Below are 21,695 nucleotides of genomic sequence, written 5' to 3'. Positions count from 1 at the left end.
CCAGCGAGAGCCGAGTCGCCGCTGGGGTGTTTATTACTGTCTCCGTGGGGGTTTAGCTCAGCTGGGAGAGCGCGGGCTTTGCAAGCCTGAGGTCAGGGGTTCGATCCCCCTAACCTCCACCATGATGGACCTGTAGCTCAGTTGGTTAGAGCGTCCGGCTGATAACCGGGAGGTCACAAGTTCGAATCTTGTCAGGTCCACCATCAAAACTGTTAAAAGCCTCGGGGCAATTGCCTCGAGGCTTTTTTCTTAGCCACAGAAGGTAGTCAAAAAAGCTCTGTCCCAAATTAACTACTTTGATTTTGTGTGCTACGCGAAAGTTTGGGTAGTATAGCTATTCAACGCGGCGGGCCGCCGCGTGTTAACCGCTACGTACCGGAGGTGTTCCATGGTTCGTGTCGACATAGAGACCATCGTCATGGCCGCCGGTCCCGTGCCATCGCTTATCGTGCTTCGCGAACGCTGCAGCAAGTCGGATTCCCCCGCGCCGCTGCGCTCCCTCTCCATCCAGACTGGCTCGTTTGAGGCTGCGGCAATCAGCCGCGGCATCGACAGCGGACGCGCCGATCGCCCGATTACCCATGACCTGTTGCTCGATACTGTTGGCGCCCTGGGCGCCAAGCTCGAGCGCATCGAGATCGTTCGCGCCGAGCCGCCGGTGTTCTACGCGACGATTGTCGTACTGGCCGATGGTGACGAGCGCAAGATCGATGCCCGTCCCAGTGATGCCATTGCCCTTGCCGTGCGCAGCAATGCCCCCATGTTTGTGGAGGACGACATCATGAATCGCCTGGGCACTGTTTCTGCCCATACCGAGGAAGTTGACGACGAGCAGGAGTTCGAGAAGTTCGACGAGTTCGTCCATACGCTCTCGCCCGATGACTTCTAAATGCGGGGCGGCCAGGATGCGGAGCGTTCGCTGATGGCCGGCGGTATGTCGGCTGAGGCGGCTGCGATCGCCCGCGAGGCCCAGATGCGCTCGGAGGCTTCTGAGGCGGCTCGCATTGCCTATGTGACGCAGGCCCGCACGCTCCGCGAGCGCCGCGGCTCGTTTATCAAGATGGTTGTCGTCTCCGCCCTTGTCGCGGCAATCTGCTCACGCCTTCGTGGTACAGTTGGTGCGCTTGGGTTTTCGATCTCTACGGGCCTGGTGATCTGGGGCGTGGTCGATGCAGTCATGCTGACCAGTCAGATCAAGGTGCTCGACAAGCGCGCGGCGGACATGATGCGCACCCGCGACGCTGCCGCCAAGATCGCCGCCGAGGCACAAGAACTGTAACGACGTCAGACTCGATGGGAAGGTCTAAAGATGGCACAGGATATGCAGGATGCCGGTAACGTCTCCGCCGAGCTCGACGCCATGGTGTGCGATCTGATCGGCGCGTTCTTGGACGACCTTGCCGCCGGTGAAAACCCTGGCGTGGTCGTGGCAATTGAGGATGCTGCTTCCAACCGTTATCTGGCGGCGCTCGACGAGGACGGCGAAGAGGCGTGCCTGGAGGCGGCCACCAACTTTATCTCCGAGCACAAGATGGGTCTTAAGGACGAGGGCCTGGGCCGTATCGTCCGCTATGCCATCGGCTACACCGGCTGCGTCGAGATCGATGGCGGCTACCATGACGCCCTGCTCGTGAGCTTTTTCGAGACGACGCTCGAGAGCGGTTTTTCGGCATATGTGCTGTATGAGGGCATGGGCGCCGGCGATGGTTTTATGTGGAGCGACCCTGAACCTGCAGGTGAGGAAACCCCTCTCATCTAAAATCGCTAAAATAAACGAGTTTTCGGTAAAAGGCTCAATATTCCCGCTGAGCGTTGTATCGCTGGGCGGGCCGCATACGCGTGCCGTTTGTATATGGATAGAAGATAGGGGAACTACATGCGCGTAGACAATCTGAGGAACATCGCCATCATCGCCCACGTCGACCACGGCAAGACGACGATGGTCGACAAGCTCCTGCGTGCCACGGACGCCTTCCGTGCCAACCAGCAGGTCGAGGACCGCGTCCTGGATTCCAACGACCAGGAGCGCGAGCGCGGCATTACGATTCTCGCCAAGAACATCTCTATCGAGTATAAGGACGTCAAGATCAACGTCATCGACACCCCGGGCCACGCCGACTTCGGCGGCGAGGTCGAGCGCGTGCTGCGTATGGCCGACGGCGCCCTGCTGCTGGTCGATGCTTTTGAGGGCCCCATGCCCCAGACCCGCTTCGTGCTGCGTCACGCTATCGACACCGGCCTTAAGATCATGATCGTCATCAACAAGATCGACCGTCCGGGCGCCAACCCCGAGAAGGCCTACAACGACTGCCTGGACCTCATGGCCGACCTGGGCGCCACCGACGACCAGCTTGAGTTCGCCATGGAGCACGTGGTCTACGCCAGCGCCATGAATGGCTTTGCCCGCCTTGATCCCAACGACGGCAACATGGACATGTATCCGCTGCTCGATATGATCATCGACGACATGCCCGCGCCCGAGGTTGACGAGAACGCTCCGCTGGCCATGCAGTGCGTGACCATCGACCACTCCAACTTCGTTGGCCGTATCGGCATCGGTCGCGTGTATTCCGGCGCCATCCATCAGGGCGACCAGATTCTGGTTGTGAAGAACGACGGCTCCAGCGCCACCGCTACCGTCAAGCAGCTCTTTACCTTCGACTACCTGGGCCGCACCGAGTGCCAGGAAGTCGGCGCCGGCGACATCGCCGCCGTCGTGGGCATCGACCGCACCGATATCGGCGATGTCTACACCGATCCCGAGAACCCCGTCGAGCTCGAGCCCATCGAGATCGACCCGCCGACCCTGTCCATCGTCTTCGAGGCTTCGACCTCCCCGCTCGTCGGTCGCGACGGAGACATCGTGGGCGCCCGTCAGCTCAAGGAGCGCCTGTTCAACGAGGCCGAGAACAACGTGACCATGAAGATCGAGGAGCTCGAGGACAAGAGCGGCGTCGAGGTCTCGGGCCGCGGCATTCTGCACCTGTCCGTTCTGATGGAGTCCATGCGCCGCGAGGGCTTTGAGTTCCAGGTCGGCCGTCCCCGCGTTCTGTTTAAGAAGGACGAGAACGGCAACAAGATGGAGCCTGTCGAGCAGGCCGTCGTTGAGTGCCCGGACGAGTACTCGGGCAAGGTCGTTGAGGTCTTCGGTACCTCCGGTGGCATCATGACGAGCATGGATACCTCGGGTATCGTGACGCACCTCGAGTTTAAGATCCCGACCCGCGGCATCATGGGCCTTAAGAACCGCATCATGAACGTCACCCACGGCGAGGGCGTGTTCTACCACACCTTCCTGGAGTACGGTCCCTACGCCGGCGAGATCGGCAACCGTCAGAACGGCGCAATGATCTCCATGACCACCGAGAAGGCCGTTGCCTATGCTCTGGGTACGCTGCAGGAGCGCGGCCAGCTTTTTGTTGAGCCGGGCACCGAGTGCTACGAGGGCATGATCGTGGGCGAGCGCAGCAAGGCTGGCGACATGGTCGTCAACATCGCCCGTACCAAGAACCTGGGCAACCAGCGTTCCTCGACCTCCGATATCTCCGTTCAGCTGGTGCCGCCCCGCACCTTCTCGCTGGAGGAGGCGCTGGAGTACATCGCCGACGACGAGCTGGTTGAGATTACCCCCAAGAACATCCGCCTGCGCAAGCGCCTGCTCAACGCCACCGACCGCAAGAAGGCCGCCGTCCGCGCCGGCCAGGTCAACAAATAAGCGCTGGACTTTATAGCGTCTAACAAGAAAGGGCGTCGACCGTAATGGTCGGCGCCCTTTTTGTGCATAGGGACTGAGCTGGTCTGCACCACCACAAAGGTGCCTGGTCCCTTTGTGGTGGTTGGCGGCTAAGCGGTGGGGAGTCCTGGCGTGTTAGCCGGCTGCTGCGGCTTGACGCGGGCGTTGCGCCAGATGATTTGGATGATGTAACCGAGCATAAAGACAAAGGCCACGCCGCTGATGAAGTCACCTACGAGGGGAAGCCCCGTGAGGGCGCCTGCGATTACGCCGCCCACGGCTGCCATGGCGTAGCGGTTTTGGTTGTGTCCAACCATGCGGGCGATCGCGCACCCCGCAAAGGCACTCGACATCAACGCGATGCCGATAACGCCGCACAAGAGGGTTCCGGCAAGCGACAGACCAGCGATAGAGATAATCAGCAGTAGGACGGCGGGGACGATAGCAATCGTGCCCAGAAGACCGCTCACCCACAGGGGCATGGAGCGCTGGTGGAGCATGCCGGCGGCGCTGGCGGTCGCGCGCGGAAAGATGAGCTCGAGCAGCAGAGCGACAAAGCAGGTCGAGAGTGCCGCGGCGACGATACCGCCGATGACATCGTTAACGGTGGAAGTATCCTCGTTCTCGGTGCGGTCGATCTTGAGCGCACCGACCTCGGCTCCCGCGGCGCGCTCGGGGTCCTCGGAGACGTGCGCGTTCACGGTGCCGGTGATGTGGGCGTTCTTGCCCAGGATGAGCTTGTCGGCCCAAACCTCGACATCGCCCTTGACGGTGCCATCGATGGTCACCGTGTCGCCCGCAAGCGCTGCCGACTTGGTGGAGCCTCGCAGGGCAACCGTCTCGCCTATCGCGTAGAAACAGTTGGCGGTGCTGTCGGAATTGAGCACGACATGCTGGCCAGCGACGGTCACGCTGCCATCAACCGTGGTCTTGGCAATGTCGATGGTGCGTGCCGCCAGACGGACGGCGCCGCCCACTGTGCAGTCACGGATCGAGAGGGTATCGCCCGCGGCGATGATATCGCGGCCGATGGACACATCATCCAAGTTGAGGGCCTGACCTGCCCAGTACAGGTCACCTTCGACGCCGGACGGATTGGCGTCATTGTCGGTCGCAAGTACGTTTCCTGCGGTGTCCGTGCCGGCGAACGACGCCGTGGGAAGCACGGTGATCGCCAGCGCGATGAGCGCGAATAGGATGGTGATGTGGCCCCATGCTTTACGGCGCTGGGTCAACGGGAGTTGATTGCAGGGCATAGTGAATCCTTCGTTAGATACTCGGCATATACCTAACAGGGTACCCAACGCGTGGGCGCTCTAAAAGAACTTCTCGGTTGCATTTCGAAGGATGAGCCCGCGCTACCTACTTTTTGCGATGCAAAAAGCGTGCGATGTCATCCTCGGTGGGGCTTTTGATATCAAAGCGCAGCGACAGCCAGCGTAGTCCCATGGTCACCACGACGCAAACGACCAGTGCGACGACATTGCTGACCAAGCCGCTCATGACAAGGCAAACATAGCTTGCCGATCCGGCGATGGCCGCGATGGCATAGAAGTTGGTGCGCTGGAAGATACCCGGCACCACACCCATAAAACCATCTCGCAGCATGCCGCCGCCCACCGCGGTAAAAAAGCCCATCATGATGCACACCGCCGGCGCAAAGCCGTAGACCAGCGCCTTGTCTGCGCCGGTTGCCGCATAAATACCCACCGAGATGATATCGAGCAGGGGAATGAGCTTTTCGGGCTTGTCGACGATTGCCGGGAAGATGTAGATGATGGCCGCGGTGGCGATGGAGAGCGGGAGCGCCATCGGTTGGTTGAGGATGTAGACGTTGCCCACCTGCAGCGTCATATCGCGCAAAAGACCGCCGCCCAGTCCACAGACCACGGCGAGCGCGACGGCGCCCACCAGGTCGAGTTTGTGCTCGCGTGCGACCAACACGCCCGAGATCGATGCCGCGACGACGGCGAACATCTCGAGCCAAAACGGGATGGCAACCATGGCATCCGAGGCGTGTGCGGTAACGATCATAGCGGCGGCAACGGGCAAGATGGGGTCCTTTGAGTTACGGGTTTAGACAATGCCCGTACATAGTACATGTTCGGCGCCGATTGCGACCCTATTGCTCGGCAAACGGTCGGGACTGGGTACGGTCATAGGTTCCATGTTTGGGGATCCGGGTTGATGCTGAACGCGATGGGGGCGTGGTCGAATAGGAGGGATGTCCAAATTTTGAGCTTTGCTCAAAATTTATCCGGTCGGCTTACGCCGACCGCGCTGCGCTAAAAACGCGCCACTGGCGCGTTTTCTTTACGCTTTGCGCCCTGGCGGGTTCGAATCCCTCCTCCTCCGCCGTATTTGCTTGTAAGGGACTTAAAAGAAAAAAGCCCCCGATCTGGGAGCTTTCTCAACCAAAATGGCGGAGGAGGAGGGATTCGAACCCTCGTGACCTTATACAGGCCAAACGGTTTTCGAGACCGCCGCATTCAACCACTCTGCCACCCCTCCGCGTGGGGTAAAAACAAAGCAGGCTCGAAGGCCTGCTTTGGAATTAACTGGCGGAGAGTCAGGGATTTGAACCCTGGAGACGCTTTTGACGCCTACACGATTTCCAATCGTGCTCCTTCGGCCACTCGGACAACTCTCCGTTAAATGCGAAAGTCAGTATACACGAGGAATCGCAAAGTGCAAACAGAAAAGTTGGCATTTTTTAAAACGCTTGGCCGCGTTTGGCGTTGCAGCGGGGTTTGAGATGCCAAAAAACGGCTTCCGACCAGCGTAGTTGATCAACTCAATTGTTCAAAAGGGGTATTTATAAGCGATTTGGCAATGAATTTAAAAATCTTTGGGTGGTGCTGTGGGCCACTGGTATGCATTTTGCGACCACAACCATGCGCCCGTTGACCTGCGACTTGGCTCAGCTTGTCCTCACGGCACCGTATCTTGTCCACAGATCCGTCAAGCTTTTGGTCAGCATTTGGTTGGAATGCGCATGAAACGTCGTGCGAGTATGGGCATATGTGGAGGTCATGAGGTTGTAGCTGCATATTCTTGCAGCCTAGGAGGTTGAAAGATATTATTACCAAGTCTTTTCCTGCTTCAGGCGCACCTTCACGACCTGAAGCCACATTTGCCCAGAGGAGGTGACAATATGAAGGCTTATGAACTGCTGTTCTTTGTTGACCCGTCGCTCGACCCCGAGACTCGTCTCGCTGTTATGAAGCGTATCGATACCACGATCGCTGAGGGCGCTGGCAAGGTCGACTCCGTTGACGAGTGGGGCAAGCGCAAGCTCGCCTACGAGATCAACGACCTCACCGATGGTGACTACACCCTCATCAACTTCCACGCAGATCCTACCCAGATCGCCGAGCTTGATCGCGTCCTGCGCATCACCGACGCTGTGGTCCGCCACATGATCGTCCGTCGCGGCGACCAGGAGTAAGACTGTCGTTTTGGACTGGGCTTGTGCCCCAAGAGGAAGTAGTGAGTTATGAGCATCAATCGAGTGAACATCACCGGTAACCTCACCCGCGATCCCGAGCTGCGCGCCACCGCCGGCGGAACCCAGGTTCTGTCCTTTGGCGTTGCCGTGAACGATCGTCGCCGCAACGCGCAGACTGGCGAGTGGGAGGACTATCCCAACTTTGTCGACTGCACCATGTTCGGCACCCGCGCCGAGGCCGTGAGCCGTTTCCTGGCAAAGGGAAACAAGGTCGCGATCGAGGGCAAGCTGCGCTACAGCTCTTGGGAGCGCGACGGCCAGCGCCGGAGCAAGCTTGAGGTCATCGTCGATGAGATCGAGTTTATGAGCTCCCGTGGTGGCCAGGGTGGCTACGATCAGGGCGGTTACGCCCCCGCAGCTCCCGCGCCCGCAGCACGTCCTGCCGCGCCGGTGGCTACGCCGCCCGCGGTCGACGTCTACGATGAGGACATCCCGTTCTAAGGGTTGTTCACCTATTTTTGAGTGAGAGGCGGCTTCGGTTCGCCGAAGTTGCCAAATGAAAGGTATTTTGACATGGCTAATGATTTTTCTGCACGTCAGCCGCGTCGTAAGTACTGCCAGTTCTGCAAGGAGAACACTGAGTTCATCGACTATAAGGACACTCAGCTTCTCCGTAAGTACATGACCGACCGTGGCAAGATCAAGCCCCGTCGCGTCACTGGCGCTTGCACGCAGCATCAGCATGACATCGCCAACGCCATCAAGCGCGCCCGCGAGATGGCTCTCCTGCCGTACACCGTCCCCGTGGTTTCCTCTCGTGGCAACCGCGACCGCGGCTAAGAAGGGAGACGCATCATGAAGGTTATTCTTCTCGATGAGATCAAGGGCAAGGGCGGCGAGGGTGACGTCGTAGAGGTCGCTCAGGGTTACGCTGAGAACTTCCTGTTCCCCAAGAAGCTCGCTGTTGCCGCCACCAAGGGCAACCTCAAGCAGCTTGACGAGCGTCGCAACAACATCGCCAAGCGCGAGGCCGTCCGTCTGGCTACCGCCAACGAGACCAAGGCTGCCTTCGAGGGCAAGACGGTCACCGTTGACGTCAAGGTCGGCGACGAGGGCATCCTCTTTGGCTCCGTTACCGCCGCTATGGTCGCTGACGCCATCAAGGCTCAGCTCGGTATGGACATCGACCGCAAGCGCGTCGAGCTCGGTAAGCCCATCAAGGTTGCCGGTGCCCACACCGTTGCCATCTCGCTGTACCGCGAGATCAAGGCCGAGGTTGTCGTTCTCGTCGGCGTTACCGCCGAGGAGCTCGCTGCCGAGGCTGAGGTCGAGGAGGCCGCTGAGGTCGCCGAGGTCGAGACTGAGGCTGCTGCCGAGTAGCATTTGCTGCAACGCAACAATCTTGTTCTAAGAAGGGCGCTCTGGGAAACCAGGGCGCCCTTTTGTTTTTTGCGCTGAGTGAGTGTCATGGTGAACGTTGCGTCGAAGTCCTATATACAGGACCGTTCATCCGTTTGGTTCGGTGATGATTGGCGGCGCGCGGCGCGTTTTGGGACCGTGGCTGATACTATGGATGCTCGCAAGCGATATGAATGAGGATGCTCATGGCATATGACGATAGGGAGACGGGGCTGACGGTCGAGGACCGCGGCTCAAAGTTGGGTCTTCCCCAAAACCAAGATGCAGAGGCCAATGTACTGGCCGCTATGCTGCTATCGCCCGAGGTGGTCGAAGAGGCCCAGGTCGAGCTGCAGCCCGATGATTTCTACCGGCCCATTCATAAGACCATCTACACCGCGATGGTCGATATGTACAACAGCCGCATTCCCATCGACTCCATCTCGCTGATCGATTACCTGCGAAGCATCAACAAGCTCGATGCCGTGGGCGGCGAGGCCTACATTTTGGAGCTGATGGGTCAGACTCTGTCGCTCGTGAACTGGCAGCACCATGCCGCCATCGTTCGTCGCGATTCGATGCTGCGCGAGCTGATCGGCGCCACCAACGAGATCAACGCGCTGGCATATAACGCCCCCACCGACACCAAAGAGGTCGTGGAGCTAGCCGAGAGCAAGCTGCTCAAGGTCACGGCACGCGAGGTCAAGTCGAGCTACAAGACGCTGACCGAGTTTATGGTTGAGGCCTATAACGAGGCCGAGGAAGTGTGTCAGGCCGGTGGTCAGGCTGCGGGCGTGCCCACGGGCTTCCCGTCACTCGACCGCATGCTCATGGGCTTCCGCGAGGGCCAGCTCATCATTATCGGCGCCCGCCCTGCTGTGGGTAAGACGTCGTTCGCCCTGAATCTGGCGCTCAACGCTGCCGCTGCCGGTTATACCGTCGGCTTCTTCTCGCTGGAGATGTCGGGCAAAGAAATTGCCCAGCGTCTGATTTGCGCCTACGCCATGATCTCGATCAGTGACTTCCGCATGGGCCGCATTAGCCCCGAGCAGTGGGCCAATATCAACGAGGCCACGCAGACCTTGTCCAAGCTCGATATTCTGATTGACGATACGCCCGGCACCACAGTGACCGAGATTCGCGCCAAGAGCCGCCGCATGCTCCATAACAAGGAGAAGGCAATCATCATCCTGGACTACCTGCAGCTGGTGAGTCCTCCGCCGGGACGCCGCTCCGAGAGCCGTACCGTCGAGGTTTCGGAGATGTCGCGTGGTCTGAAGATCATGGCCAAGGAGCTCAAGATCCCGCTCATCGCGCTGTCGCAGCTCTCGCGTCAGGTCGAATCCCGTACCGGCAAGCGCCCGCAGCTTTCCGACCTTCGTGAATCGGGCTCCATCGAGCAGGACGCCGATATCGTTATGTTCTTGGACCGCTCCGCCGACGAGGCCGAGGCCTCGCGCGACGATCGACCCGACGAGGGCGTTACGCGTATCGTCGTGGCCAAGAACCGTTCGGGCCCGATCGGCGACGTCGATCTGATGTTCCTGCCGGCATCCACCAAGTTCTATGAGCTTGATGGGGCACATGCCGAGGAGTAGGACAGGCGCCCGTTGCACGGGTATACTGGGAATGTTTTGTGCTTCTGCGTGCCGGCGTGGCGCGTAGACAGTCCATGAATGTAAGGAGTAAACATGCCGTCAACCGTTTTGGTCGGTGCCCAGTGGGGCGATGAAGGCAAAGGTAAGATTTGCGACCTGGTCGCCGGCGACTTCGATGCCGTCGTGCGCTACTCGGGAGGCAACAACGCCGGCCACACCATCGTCGTCAACGGCAAGAAGTACGGCCTGCACCAGGTGCCCTCCGGCATCATGTATTCCGATCACGTGTCGGTGATCGGTAACGGCTGCGTCGTCAACCCCAAGGTTGTCCTTGAGGAGATCGATATGTTCGAGGCCGACGGCATCACCACCAAGAACCTCAAGATTAGCGGCAACGCGCATGTCATCATGCCGTACCACATCGATCTGGATGGCGCCTTTGAGCAGAAGCTCGGCAAGAAGAACATCGGTACCACCAAGCGCGGCATCGGTCCGTGCTATCAGGACAAGATGGCGCGCATTGGCCTGCGCATGCAGGACATGCTGGACGAGGCACTGTTCCGCGACAAGCTGGAGACCGCTCTCGCCCGCGTGAACCCCGAGCTCGAGCTCATCTACAACCTGCCCACCTACACCGTGGACCAGATTTGCGACGAGTACCTGCCGATGGCCGAGCGCCTGCGTCCCTACATCACCGAGACGAGCCTGCTGCTCAACAACATGATCGATGAGGGCAAGAACCTGCTGTTTGAGGGCGCCCAGGCGACGCTGCTCGACATCGACCACGGCACCTATCCGTACGTGACGTCTTCCAACTGCACCGCCGGCGGTGCCATCACCGGCTCTGGCGTGGGCATGAAGAACGTCGACCGCGTGCTGGGCGTCATGAAGGCCTATATCACCCGCGTCGGTTCGGGCCCCATGCCCACCGAGCTTTCCTATGAGTCCGAGGCCGGCCACACGCTGACCGAGGAGGGCTATGAGTACGGCGTGACCACCGGTCGCCGTCGTCGTTGCGGCTGGTTTGACGGCCCTATCGCCAACTATGCCTCGCGCGTCAACGGCCTCACTGACATCGCCGTGACCAAGCTCGACGTGCTTTCGGCTTTCGACACCATCAAGGTGTGCGTTGCCTACGACGTCGATGGCGAGCGTTACACGAGCGTGCCCGAACACCAGGTGCGCTTTGAGCATGCCAAGCCCATCTACGAGGAGCTCCCTGGCTGGAAGTGCGATATCACCGGTTGCCGCAGCTTTGAGGAGCTGCCGCAGGAGGCTCAGGACTACGTGGCGTTTATCGAGGATCTGGCACACACCCGCGTGACGTTCATTGGCGTTGGCGCTGGTCGCGAGCAGATCATCAACCGATTCTGGAAGTAATCGGGACTATTTGGTTATTGCGATATACCCCTTTGCAGCCCAAGCGGGCGGCCGAGGGGTATATTTGCTTGCAAAGGGCTCGCGCGGAGCGGGCCGTTCATCCATAGAGGAGGCACCCTTGAAGGCGGACACTCAAACCATCGACATCCTGTTGTTGGGCAGCGGCGGCCGTGAGCATGCTTTGGCAGCCAAGCTCGCAGCATCACCGCGCGCCGGCAAGCTCTACATTGCGCCGGGCAACGGCGGCACCGCGAGCTGCGGCGAGAACGTTGTTCTCGACGACTGCGATCCTGCGGCCGTGGCGGCGTTTGCGCAGAGCCACGGATGCGGACTTGTGGTAATTGGCCCCGAGGCTCCGCTCGTGGCGGGCGTGGCCGACGCCGTGCGCGCGGCGGGTATTCCCTGCTTTGGCCCGGGTGCCGAGGGCGCCCAGATGGAGGGCTCCAAGCTGTTCTCCAAGCAGCTCATGGAGCGCGCCGGTATCCCTACGGCGGCCTACGGCTCGTTTACCGACGAGGCTTCGGCTCTCGCCTACGTGCGCGAGCAGGGCGCCCCGCTGGTCGTGAAGGCCGACGGCCTTGCCGCGGGCAAGGGCGTTATCGTGGCGACCGAACTTGATCAGGCCGAGGAGGCCGTGCGCGAGTGCTTTGGCGGCACCTTTGGCGATGCCGGCAATACCGTGGTCATCGAGGAGATGCTCGTTGGTCCCGAGTGCTCGCTGCTGGCCTTTACCGACGGCAAGACCGTGCGCCCCATGGCCACCTCGCAGGACCACAAGCGTGCGCTCGAGGGCGACAAGGGCCCCAACACCGGTGGCATGGGCGTCTACAGCCCGGTGCCCATCGTGACCGATGAGGAGCTCGCCACCATGGTGAAGGTCATGGAGCAGACCGTGGCCGAGCTCGCTGCCGAGGGTATCGACTACCGCGGCTGCCTGTACGGCGGCTTTATGCTCACGCCTGCCGGCCCCAAGGTGCTGGAGTTCAATGCCCGCTTTGGCGACCCCGAGACGCAGGTCGTTCTGCCGCGCCTTAAGAACGACCTGGTCGAGGTCATGTTGGCTTGTGCCAACTGCGAGCTCGACCAGATTGAACTCGACTGGCGTGACGAGTGGGCCGTGGCCGTTGTCCTGACGAGTGCGGGTTATCCCGGCAGCTACGAGAAAGGCAAGGTCATTACCGGTATCGCCGATGCCGAGGCCATGGAGAACGTGACCGTGTACCACGCGGGCACCGCCGTGGTGGACGGCCAGCTCGTGACCAATGGTGGCCGCGTGCTTGCCGTGACCGCTCTGGGCGACACGTTCGAGAACGCTCGCAACCTTGCCTACGAGGCCTGCGAGAAGATTGATTTTGAGGGCAAGACCCTGCGTCACGATATCGGCCTGCGCGCGCTGCGCGGCCGCGACGCCTGGGATGCCTAAAATCCGAGAGGAATGAGACGGATGGACGAGAAGAACGAAGAGCTCGTGGACGCGCAGATCGTCGAAGAGGACAGCCGCATGTATGGGCACGCCGAGGGCGAGCCTGGTGGCGAGGTCGCTGACGAGCCGGCGCTGGTGCTGGGCGACGACGACCCGCACGATGCCGAGCTGCACGAGAAGATTCTTTCGGAGGAGTGCGCCTGGAAGGGCAAGATCCTCGACGTCCACCGTCTTGAGGTTGAGCTGCCCAACGGTCACCGCAGCGCCCGCGATATCGTTCGCCATCCGGGTGCGGCGGCCGTTGTGGCACTGACCGAGAGCGGCAAGATCGTACTGGTGCGTCAGTACCGCACCGCCATCGACCGCGTGACGGTCGAGATTCCTGCCGGCAAGCTCGACCCGGGCGAGGACCCGCTCGATTGCGCCAAGCGCGAACTGCATGAGGAGACGGGCTTTAAGGCTGGTCGTATTCGCTTTTTGACGTCGATTGTCACGTCCTGCGGTTTTTGCGATGAGATCATCCACATCTACTTGGCTACCAAGCTCGAGTTTGATGCGCCCAACCCCGATGATGACGAGTTTGTCAACGTGGACCTGGTGCCGCTGCACGAGCTGATCGACGCCGTGCTCGACGGCAAGATCGAAGACGCCAAGACCGTCGTAGGCGCGCTTGCCTGCGACAGCATCGCGCACCGCCTTGGGGGCGCGGAGCTTTAACGAGTGGGGATAGCCTTGGGACAAGTACTACTGATTGCTTTGTCCCAGGGCCTTACGTTGCTGATATTTCTTTGAGGATCACATGCTGAAGAGGTTTCTTTCTTACTACAAGCCCCAGATGGGGCTTTTTGTTGCTGATACTGTTTGTGCTCTGGTGCTTGCCGCCATTGACCTGGCGTTCCCCATTATCCTGCGCAATTTGACCGGTGGGCTGTTTACTCAGGGTCAGGCTGCCATTATGCAGGCGCTCGGCATGATCGCGGTGGGCTTGGTGCTGATGTATGCCGTCCGCTGCGCCTGCCGCTATTTTGTGAGCTATTGGGGTCACGTGATGGGCGCGCGTATGGAGTCCAAAATGCGCGAGGACCTGTTCGACCAGTATGAGCGCTTTAGCTTTGCGTACTTCGATCGCAACAGCTCGGGCGACATGATGAGCCGCGTGGTCAACGACCTGTTCGATATCTGCGAGGCGGCGCACCACGTACCCGAGTGGATCATCATCTGCGGTATCGAGATTATCGGCTCGTTTGTGATCCTCTTTACCATCGCCCCGGTGCTGGCGCTCGCCATGGCCGTGGTGACGGCGGCGTTTGCGGTCATCATGTTTTGGCAGAACATGCGTATGCGCGAGGTCTTTAGCGACAACCGCAAAAAGATCAGCGGCATCAATGCGCAGCTGCAGGATTCGCTGGCGGGCATGCGCGTGGTCAAGAGCTTTGCCAACGAGGAGACCGAGCGTGCCAAGTTCCGCGCCTCCAACAATCGCTATCTTTCGTCCAAGGAGAACATGTATCACGCCATGGGCGTCTATACCGCGACGTATGGCCTGCTCTCTGGTGTGCTCTATGTGATCGTGGTGCTGCTGGGCGGCTGGCTGGTCGCCCAGGGACAGCTGCAGGCGGTCGATATGGCGACCTTTGCACTCTATATTTCGCTGTTCTGCACGCCGCTCGAGACGCTCGTCAATTCGGCCGAAACGTATCAGAAGGCTATCGCCGGCTTTAAGCGTATGGACGAGGTGCTCTCGACGGCGCCGGATATCCAGGACAAGCCGGGCGCTACGGATCTGCAGGTGACCGCCGGCGCCGTGGAGTATCACGACGTGTGCTTTAACTACGAGGATGTCGAGCTGGGCGAGGGCTATGCCGACGAGCGTCCCGTTATCGACCATATGGACCTGTCCATCAAGCCCGGGCAGACCATCGCTTTGGTTGGCCCTTCGGGCGGCGGCAAGTCCACAACCTGTTCGCTGCTGCCGCGCTTTTATGACGTGGCTACCGGATCCATTAGCATCGACGGTCAGGACGTGCGCGATGTGACGCAGCAGAGCCTGCGCCGCGCCATCGGCCTGGTGCAGCAGGATGTCTATCTATTTGACGGTACGATTGGCGAGAACATCGCCTACGGCAAGCCGGGCGCCACGGCAGAAGAGATCGCCGAGGCCGCCCGTCGCGCCAACATCGATGCCTTTATCGAGTCGCTTCCGCAGGGCTACGACACCGTGGTGGGCGAGCGCGGCAGCCGTCTTTCGGGCGGACAGAAGCAGCGCGTTGCCATCGCGCGTGTGTTTCTCAAGAACCCCAAGATCCTGATTTTGGACGAGGCGACGAGTGCTTTGGATAACGAGAGCGAGGAGGCGGTGCAGGAGTCACTCGAAGAGCTGGCACGCGGCCGCACCACGATTATTATCGCCCACCGTCTTTCGACCATTAAGCATGCCGATGAGATTGCGACCGTTGAGCATGGTCGCGTTGTGGAGCGTGGCACGCACGAGGAGCTTCTCGCCCGTGGCGGCACCTATGCCCGTTACTATCGAATGCAGTTCGAAGGTGCGCGTGCGCACGAGCTCGACTGATTGATATGACAGGAAGTTTATGGCTGACAAGAACCCTTTGACTCCGGAAGAAGTGACGGAGTTATTCTCCGAAATCGATGCATCCGGCGTCTTGGATCCCACGCTCGCCAAAAAGCGTACCGAGCGCATGCGTGAGAAGGAGGCTGCGGCCAAGCGCGGTGACAAAGCGGCGCTAGCGCAGCTGCGCAGCGAGGACCGCGCGAGCCAGGCAAAACATATCGACCCGCTGTCCGAGGACGATCCTTCGGGTTCGCAGGTGAGCCATACCATTACGAAGACTGCCATGGCCGTGGTTATCGGCATCTTGGTGCTGATCGTGGGCATGCAGATTGGCTACGGCGTGATGCGTCGCCTGAATACCGCCAACCTGTCCGAGAGCGTTTCGGTCGATACCGTTTCGACGGCGCTGAAGGGCGGCCTTGAGTGGGGCAACGGCTTTACGCAGTTCCCGCTCGACTTTACCGTCGATGAAGCCGATGAGCGTACGGGCACGGTCGAGGTGACGGTGTTGGACACATCGTCTGCCAACGAGCTCGAGCTGCTGTCCAACGGGCAGATCCAGGCCGCGGCGCTTGCGACCAACGCGCTGCTCAACGATAAGATCGACCGCGTGGTGTATAACGTTCACGCCTATATCGACGAGGATAGCAACATTCAGCACGATTCCTTCTTTGGCATGTTCCCCGCGCGGGGCCACCAGAGCGCCATTTTGACGTTCGTGTGGACCAAGAGCTCATCCAACGCCACGAGTATCGACTGGAAGATGCGCATCGTGAGTATGGATGACACCATCGCCGAGCGCATTCAGAAGCAGGTGAACTCGGTGTCGTCGTTGATTGAGGACCCGGTGGTGAGCCAGACCAAGATTGACGAGGAAAAGGCCGAACGTGACCTGGAGCATCGTCTGCATGGCCGCGAGATTTTCCGCGGCGGCAAGCCCGATCGCTCACCGTCCGAACTGCTGGAGCAGGACAAGAAAAAATAAGACGCCATCATCCCGCGTGAGCCAAGTGACCACGCGGGATGATTTTTCTGGGACGGGGATTCAAAAATCATTATGCATAGAAAGTCATAATTATCATTTCGTAAACATTTCAATGAAATTAACGCCATGAGGCATACTTGCGGTTACAATACCGCGAGGCCTAACTACACACCTTTAAGCCGGTCCTGTGAGACCGGGAAGGAGAATTATGGCGAACAACCATACCGCGGGCGCTGCCGCCCGCACCTTCGCGCCCAGCGAGCTTTGCCAGCGCATGCTGGCCAAAACCAGCAAGGGCACCTGCGGTCCCTGCATCCTGTATCTTGAGGATGGGACCATTTTTTATGGACGTGCATGCGGCGCCGCGGGCACCGCGACCGGCGAAGTCTGCTTCAACACCTCGCTCGAGGGCTACTTTGAGGTCATGACCGACCCGAGTTATGCCGGCCAAATCGTAACCATGACCTATCCGCAGATCGGCAACTACGGTATCGACGAGACCGACGTCCAGTCGGCCTTCCCCGGCGACGACGTGCGCCCTGCGAGCGCTCCGGCTATGCGCGGCATGATCGTTCGCGACATGTGCGCCACGCCTTCTAACTGGCGCTCGGCCGTCAGCGTGCCGGAGTACCTGCGCGCTCACGGCATCGTCGCTATCGAAGGTGTCGACACCCGCGCCCTGGTGCGCCATCTGCGCGACAATGGTTCCAAGATGGGCATTATCTCGACCGAGATCTTCGACGTCGACGAGCTTGCCGAGCGTCTGGCCGCAGCGCCCACGCTGGTAGGCGAGAACCTGGTCAAGACCGTAAGCTGCCCCGTACCTCACGAGTTTGTGGCCGCCGACCTGCCTGCCACGCATGACTTTGCGCTTGCGGTTGCCGCTCCTGCCCGTCACAAAGTGGTCGCCTACGACTGCGGTGTGAAGCGCGGCATTCTGGAGGGGCTGGTCCGCGCCGGCTGCGACCTTACCGTCGTGCCGTGGGACACGCCCGCGAGTGAGGTGCTCGACATGAATCCCGACGGCGTCTTTTTGTCCAATGGCCCCGGCGACCCCGACGCCGTGGTGGAGACCTACGAGCAGGTGCAGCAGCTGATCGGCAAGGTGCCGGTCTTTGGCATTTGCCTGGGCCATCAGATGATCAGCCTGGCCTGCGGCGCCCAGATGGAAAAGCTTAAATTCGGTCACCGCGGTGGCAACCAGCCGGTCGTGAACCTGGTAAGCCGTCGCGTGGAGATTACCGCGCAAAACCATGGCTTTGGCCTGCTGTTCCCCAGCCTGGGCAAGCTTGTCCCCGAGCTTTCCGGCGGCGAGACCGAGCATGCGGCCGATGGAGATCTGCGCGTCTGGGTGCGCCGCGGAATCGCGCCGGTCGTGATGAACGAGCGCTTTGGCCGCATTCGCCTGACGCACGTGAACCTCAACGACGGCACCGCCGAGGGCATCCAGCTGCTCGACGCCCCGTGCTTCTCGGTCCAGTACCACCCCGAGGCCTCGCCTGGCCCCACCGATGCTCACTATCTCTTTACCGCCTTTACGCGACTCATGGACGGCGAGGAGAACTACCTGGACATCGACACCGCGAAGGACCGCCTGGCTGGCTGGAATTTCGCCGACGATGGTTCCGCCGTTCTACCGAACGGCGGACCGGTCGACGCTGCGGCTGCATCTGGCACATCATCTTGCCGCTCTGCTTCGGACGCGCGGGCATAAGCCCAGCGCGCCCTCGCATCACGGCAACCTGATGCACCAGCTGCACCCTCGCTGACTTTTCCAAAACATTGAGTCAGCCTCTCTAGGAGGTTTTAAACATGCCGAAACGTACTGACATCAAGCGTATCCTCGTTATTGGTTCGGGCCCCATCGTTATTGGCCAGGCCTGCGAGTTCGACTACTCCGGCGCCCAGGCCTGCAAGGTGCTCAAGGAGGATGGCTTTGAGGTCATCCTGGTCAACTCCAACCCGGCGACCATCATGACCGACCCGGGTCTTGCCGACCGCACCTATGTCGAGCCCATCACTGCCGAGTTTATCGAGCGCGTAATCAAGAAAGAGCGCCCGGACGCGCTGCTGCCCACGCTGGGCGGCCAGACCGGTCTGAACGCCGCCGTCGAGCTGGCGAAAGACGGTACGCTCGACAAGTACGGCGTCGAGATGATCGGCTGTGACCTTGCCGCCATCGAGCGCGGCGAGGACCGCAAGCTCTTTAACGAGGCCATGGCCGAGATCGGCCTGGAGGTCGCGCGCTCGGGCTATGCCTACAGCGTGGCCGACGCCGAGGCCATCGCCGAGCGCGTGGGATATCCCTGCGTGCTGCGTCCGAGCTTTACCCTCGGCGGCGCCGGTGGTGGCATCGCGCATACTCACGAGGAGCTCGTCTCCATCGTGAGCCAGGGCCTGGAGCTCTCGCCTGCCCACGAGGTACTGGTCGAGGAGTCCATTGAGGGTTGGAAAGAGTATGAGATGGAGGTCATGCGTGACCACGCCGGCAACGGCATCATCGTGTGCTCCATCGAGAACCTCGACCCCATGGGCGTGCACACCGGCGACTCCATCACCGTGGCGCCGGCGCAGACCCTCTCCGACCTGGAGTATCAGCGCATGCGTGTCGCATCGCTCGCCATTCTGGAGAAGATTGGCGTCGAGACCGGTGGCTCCAACGTGCAGTTTGCCGTGAACCCCAACACCGGCCGCCTGATCGTCATCGAGATGAACCCGCGCGTGAGCCGCTCGTCCGCCCTCGCTTCCAAGGCAACGGGTTTCCCCATCGCCAAGGCCGCCGCGCGCCTGGCCGTGGGCTACACGCTCGACGAGATCGTCAACGACATCACCAAGGCTACGCCCGCCTGCTTTGAGCCCACAATCGACTACTGCGTCGTCAAGGTGCCGCGCTTTGCCTTCGAGAAGTTCAAGGGTACCGACCCCACGCTCACCACGCGCATGAAGGCCGTGGGCGAGATCATGGCGATCGGCCGTACCTTTGAGGAGGCCTTTGGCAAGGCTATGCGCTCGCTGGAGGACGGCCACCAGGGCATTTGCGCCGGTGGCAAGGAGGGTGCCGACAAGCTAGGCGACGACGAGCTCGCTCAGGCCGTGGCAACCCCGACCGAGCACCGCATCTGCTTTGTGGTCGAGGCCCTGCGCCGTGGCTGGGACATTACCCGCATCCATGCCATCTGCGGCATCGATCCGTGGTACCTCAACCGCATCAACGACATGGTGCAGGTCCAGGAGAGCATTCGCGGCCTGCGTGTGGAGGATATCGACGCCGACGCGATGCGTCTGCTCAAGCAGTACGGTACGAGCGACGCCGAGATCGCCGCGCTGACCGGCTCGGACGAGCGCTTTGTGCGCGCCTATCGCAAGGGCCTTGGCGTGGTTCCCAGCATGAAGACGGTCGATACCTGCGCTGCGGAGTTCTCGAGCGCCACGGAGTACCACTACAAGACGTACGAGAACATCTACCGCACGAGCCCGGATGCCAAGAAGTGCGTGGCTCCCGACGAGACCACGCCGGCGGACAAGCCCAAGGCGATGATCCTGGGCGCCGGCCCCAACCGCATTGGCCAGGGTATCGAGTTCGATTACTGCTGCGTGCACGCGAGCTATGCGCTGGCGGCCCGCGGCTTCGAGACCATCATGGTCAACTGCAATCCCGAGACCGTTTCGACCGACTACGACACGTCCGACCGTCTGTACTTTGAGCCGCTCACCTACGAGGACGTCATGGATGTCATCGATGTTGAGCGACCCGACGGCGTCGTGGTGACGCTCGGCGGCCAGACTCCGCTTAAGCTGGCGCGCATGCTCGAGGAGAGCGGCGTGAACATCATGGGCACCAAGCCCGATGCCATCGACTTTGCCGAGGACCGCGAGCGCTTTGCCGCCCTGCTCGACAAGCTGGGCATTATGTATCCGCCGGCGGGCCAGGCAACCTCGTTTGAGGAGGCCGAGGCCGTGGCCGCGCATATTGGCTACCCGCTGCTGGTGCGTCCGAGCTACGTGCTGGGCGGCCGCGGCATGATGATCGCCTACGATGCCGAGCGTCTGCGCGATTACATGGCCGAGGCTGCGCGCATTAGCCCCGACTACCCGGTGTATCTGGACCGCTTCTTGGAGGGCGCGATCGAGTCCGATGTCGACGCCCTGTGCGATGGCGAAGAGGTCTACATCGGCGGCATTCTGGAGCATATCGAGGAGGCCGGTATTCACTCCGGCGACTCTGCGACCTGCATTCCGCCGTTCAGCTTTAGCGAGAGCCTGCAGGCAAAGCTTCGCGAGACTACGCGCCGCATCGCGATGGCGCTGGGCGTACGCGGCCTGGTCAACGTGCAGTACGCCATTAAGGGCGAGACCGTCTATGTGATCGAGGCCAACCCGCGTGCCAGCCGTACCGTGCCGTTTATCTCCAAGGCCACCGGCGTGCCGCTGGCCAAGTGCGCGGCGCGTATCATGGCAGGCGATTCCATCGCGAGCCTGGGCCTGCCGAGCGACGAGCGTCAGCTGGACTGGTTCTGCATGAAGGAAGCCGTTATGCCCTGGGGCCGTTTCCCGGGCGCCGACGTTATCCTGGGGCCCGAGATGAAGTCTACGGGCGAGGTCATGGGTATCGCCAAGAGCTATCCCGAGGCATATGCCAAGACGCAGCTGGCGATTGACTACAAGCTGCCCGACCCGAGCGCCGGCAAGGTGTTCATTAGCGTGTGCGACCGCGACAAGCGTCATATCCTTTCGGTCGCGCGTATCCTGCGTTACCTGGGCTTTGACATCTGCTCCACCGAGGGCACGGCGCGCGTGCTGCGCGGCGGCAACGTGACCTGCGAGGTTGTGGAGAAGATCAGCGGCCCGCACGACGGCGAGCGTCCCAACATCGGCGACCTCATCGCCGATGGCAAGATTGCGGTGATCATCAATACGCCATACGGCCCGGGCTCGCGTGGCGACGGTTATCTGCTGCGCACCGAGGCCGTGCGCCGCGGCGTGACCTGCGTGACCGCGATGTCTGCCGCCAACACGTACGTGAGTGCCATCGAGGCCGTGCGCGAGGACCAGCAGGGTCACGGCAGCGCCAACGACATGGGTATGGACGTCATCGCCCTGCAGGACCTGCCGCAGCACACGGTGTAGTGTGACCTGTCCGGCCGGGGCGGGAGGCGGA

The 21,695-nt window shown here is 61.0% G+C and carries 18 protein-coding genes and 4 tRNA genes; 18 read left to right on the top strand and 4 right to left on the bottom strand.

The genetic code is table 11. The features are described 5' to 3' along the window. The first annotated feature begins 46 nt into the window (after window positions 1-46). From DXC52_RS08660 to typA, 6 genes are all read left to right on the top strand, one after another. Window positions 47-122: transfer RNA gene (locus tag DXC52_RS08660), tRNA-Ala, on the top strand. A 4-nt stretch (window positions 123-126) separates the two neighbouring features. Next, window positions 127-203 (top strand) — tRNA-Ile (locus DXC52_RS08655). A 185-nt stretch (window positions 204-388) separates the two neighbouring features. After that, window positions 389-889 carry a bifunctional nuclease family protein gene (locus DXC52_RS08650; protein WP_055310297.1) on the top strand — a complete coding sequence of 167 codons (501 nt, stop codon included), beginning with the start codon at window positions 389-391 and terminating at the stop codon, window positions 887-889. After that, window positions 890-1,279, top strand: a complete 390-nt coding sequence (locus DXC52_RS08645; RefSeq protein ID WP_055287540.1) for a hypothetical protein — start codon at window positions 890-892, stop codon at window positions 1,277-1,279. It begins immediately after the preceding gene. 30 nt (window positions 1,280-1,309) lie between these two features. Continuing rightward, window positions 1,310-1,759, top strand: a complete 450-nt coding sequence (locus DXC52_RS08640; protein WP_055287538.1) for a hypothetical protein — start codon at window positions 1,310-1,312, stop codon at window positions 1,757-1,759. A gap of 117 nt (window positions 1,760-1,876) precedes the next feature. Then, window positions 1,877-3,715, top strand: a complete 1,839-nt coding sequence (gene typA, locus DXC52_RS08635) for a translational GTPase TypA (RefSeq protein WP_055287536.1) — start codon at window positions 1,877-1,879, stop codon at window positions 3,713-3,715. A gap of 128 nt (window positions 3,716-3,843) precedes the next feature. Here typA and DXC52_RS08630 read toward each other — a convergent pair whose 3' ends face one another. The 4 genes from DXC52_RS08630 to DXC52_RS08615 form a co-directional block, all read right to left on the bottom strand. After that, window positions 3,844-4,989, bottom strand: a complete 1,146-nt coding sequence (locus tag DXC52_RS08630) for a polymer-forming cytoskeletal protein (RefSeq protein ID WP_117746934.1) — start codon at window positions 4,987-4,989, stop codon at window positions 3,844-3,846. Between the two features lie 106 nt (window positions 4,990-5,095). Continuing rightward, window positions 5,096-5,785 (bottom strand): trimeric intracellular cation channel family protein, encoded by a 690-nt coding sequence (locus tag DXC52_RS08625; protein ID WP_229065363.1) that lies wholly within the window; start codon window positions 5,783-5,785, stop codon window positions 5,096-5,098. A 368-nt stretch (window positions 5,786-6,153) separates the two neighbouring features. Further along, window positions 6,154-6,244: transfer RNA gene (locus tag DXC52_RS08620), tRNA-Ser, on the bottom strand. A gap of 48 nt (window positions 6,245-6,292) precedes the next feature. Continuing rightward, a tRNA-Ser gene (locus DXC52_RS08615) sits at window positions 6,293-6,383 on the bottom strand. A 504-nt stretch (window positions 6,384-6,887) separates the two neighbouring features. Between DXC52_RS08615 and rpsF the strand changes: the two genes are divergently transcribed. The 12 genes from rpsF to carB all read left to right on the top strand — a co-directional run bounded on the left by rpsF (window position 6,888) and on the right by carB (window position 21,664). After that, the gene (rpsF, locus tag DXC52_RS08610; protein WP_117746933.1) at window positions 6,888-7,181 is read left to right on the top strand and encodes a 30S ribosomal protein S6; all 294 of its coding nucleotides are present in this window, start codon (window positions 6,888-6,890) and stop codon (window positions 7,179-7,181) included. Window positions 7,182-7,229: 48 nt separating this feature from the next. Beyond that, window positions 7,230-7,682 (top strand): single-stranded DNA-binding protein, encoded by a 453-nt coding sequence (locus DXC52_RS08605; protein WP_006235830.1) that lies wholly within the window; start codon window positions 7,230-7,232, stop codon window positions 7,680-7,682. 72 nt (window positions 7,683-7,754) lie between these two features. Next, window positions 7,755-8,021: a 30S ribosomal protein S18 gene (rpsR, locus tag DXC52_RS08600; RefSeq protein ID WP_006235829.1), complete on the top strand. Its 267-nt coding sequence runs from the start codon at window positions 7,755-7,757 to the stop codon at window positions 8,019-8,021. Window positions 8,022-8,036: 15 nt separating this feature from the next. Further along, on the top strand, window positions 8,037-8,561 hold the full coding sequence (gene rplI, locus DXC52_RS08595) for a 50S ribosomal protein L9 (protein WP_117746932.1): 525 nt from the start codon (window positions 8,037-8,039) through the stop codon (window positions 8,559-8,561). A gap of 218 nt (window positions 8,562-8,779) precedes the next feature. After that, entirely contained in the window at window positions 8,780-10,177 is a 1,398-nt protein-coding gene (gene dnaB / locus DXC52_RS08590; RefSeq protein ID WP_006235827.1) for a replicative DNA helicase, read from the top strand. Between the two features lie 93 nt (window positions 10,178-10,270). Continuing rightward, window positions 10,271-11,557 (top strand): adenylosuccinate synthase, encoded by a 1,287-nt coding sequence (locus DXC52_RS08585; RefSeq protein WP_117746931.1) that lies wholly within the window; start codon window positions 10,271-10,273, stop codon window positions 11,555-11,557. A 118-nt stretch (window positions 11,558-11,675) separates the two neighbouring features. Next, window positions 11,676-12,980 carry a phosphoribosylamine--glycine ligase gene (gene purD / locus DXC52_RS08580; RefSeq protein ID WP_117746930.1) on the top strand — a complete coding sequence of 435 codons (1,305 nt, stop codon included), beginning with the start codon at window positions 11,676-11,678 and terminating at the stop codon, window positions 12,978-12,980. 21 nt (window positions 12,981-13,001) lie between these two features. Further along, complete coding sequence (locus DXC52_RS08575; RefSeq protein ID WP_175406092.1) at window positions 13,002-13,697, top strand: NUDIX domain-containing protein; 696 nt, start codon at window positions 13,002-13,004, stop codon at window positions 13,695-13,697. 82 nt (window positions 13,698-13,779) lie between these two features. Beyond that, window positions 13,780-15,552 (top strand): ABC transporter ATP-binding protein, encoded by a 1,773-nt coding sequence (locus tag DXC52_RS08570; RefSeq protein ID WP_117746929.1) that lies wholly within the window; start codon window positions 13,780-13,782, stop codon window positions 15,550-15,552. A 19-nt stretch (window positions 15,553-15,571) separates the two neighbouring features. Further along, window positions 15,572-16,537 carry a hypothetical protein gene (locus tag DXC52_RS08565; RefSeq protein ID WP_117746928.1) on the top strand — a complete coding sequence of 322 codons (966 nt, stop codon included), beginning with the start codon at window positions 15,572-15,574 and terminating at the stop codon, window positions 16,535-16,537. Window positions 16,538-16,745: 208 nt separating this feature from the next. Continuing rightward, a complete protein-coding gene (gene carA, locus DXC52_RS08560; RefSeq protein WP_233504914.1) occupies window positions 16,746-18,251 on the top strand; it encodes a glutamine-hydrolyzing carbamoyl-phosphate synthase small subunit in 1,506 nt (501 codons plus the stop codon). Between the two features lie 98 nt (window positions 18,252-18,349). After that, window positions 18,350-21,664: a carbamoyl-phosphate synthase large subunit gene (carB, locus tag DXC52_RS08555; protein WP_117746927.1), complete on the top strand. Its 3,315-nt coding sequence runs from the start codon at window positions 18,350-18,352 to the stop codon at window positions 21,662-21,664. Window positions 21,665-21,695: the final 31 nt, after the last annotated feature.

Source organism: Collinsella sp. TF05-9AC (genome assembly GCF_003438495.1).
In the GTDB taxonomy this organism is placed as follows: domain Bacteria; phylum Actinomycetota; class Coriobacteriia; order Coriobacteriales; family Coriobacteriaceae; genus Collinsella.
Note: the sequence above shows the minus strand (reverse complement) of the source record. Positions and strands in the feature narration are given on the sequence as shown.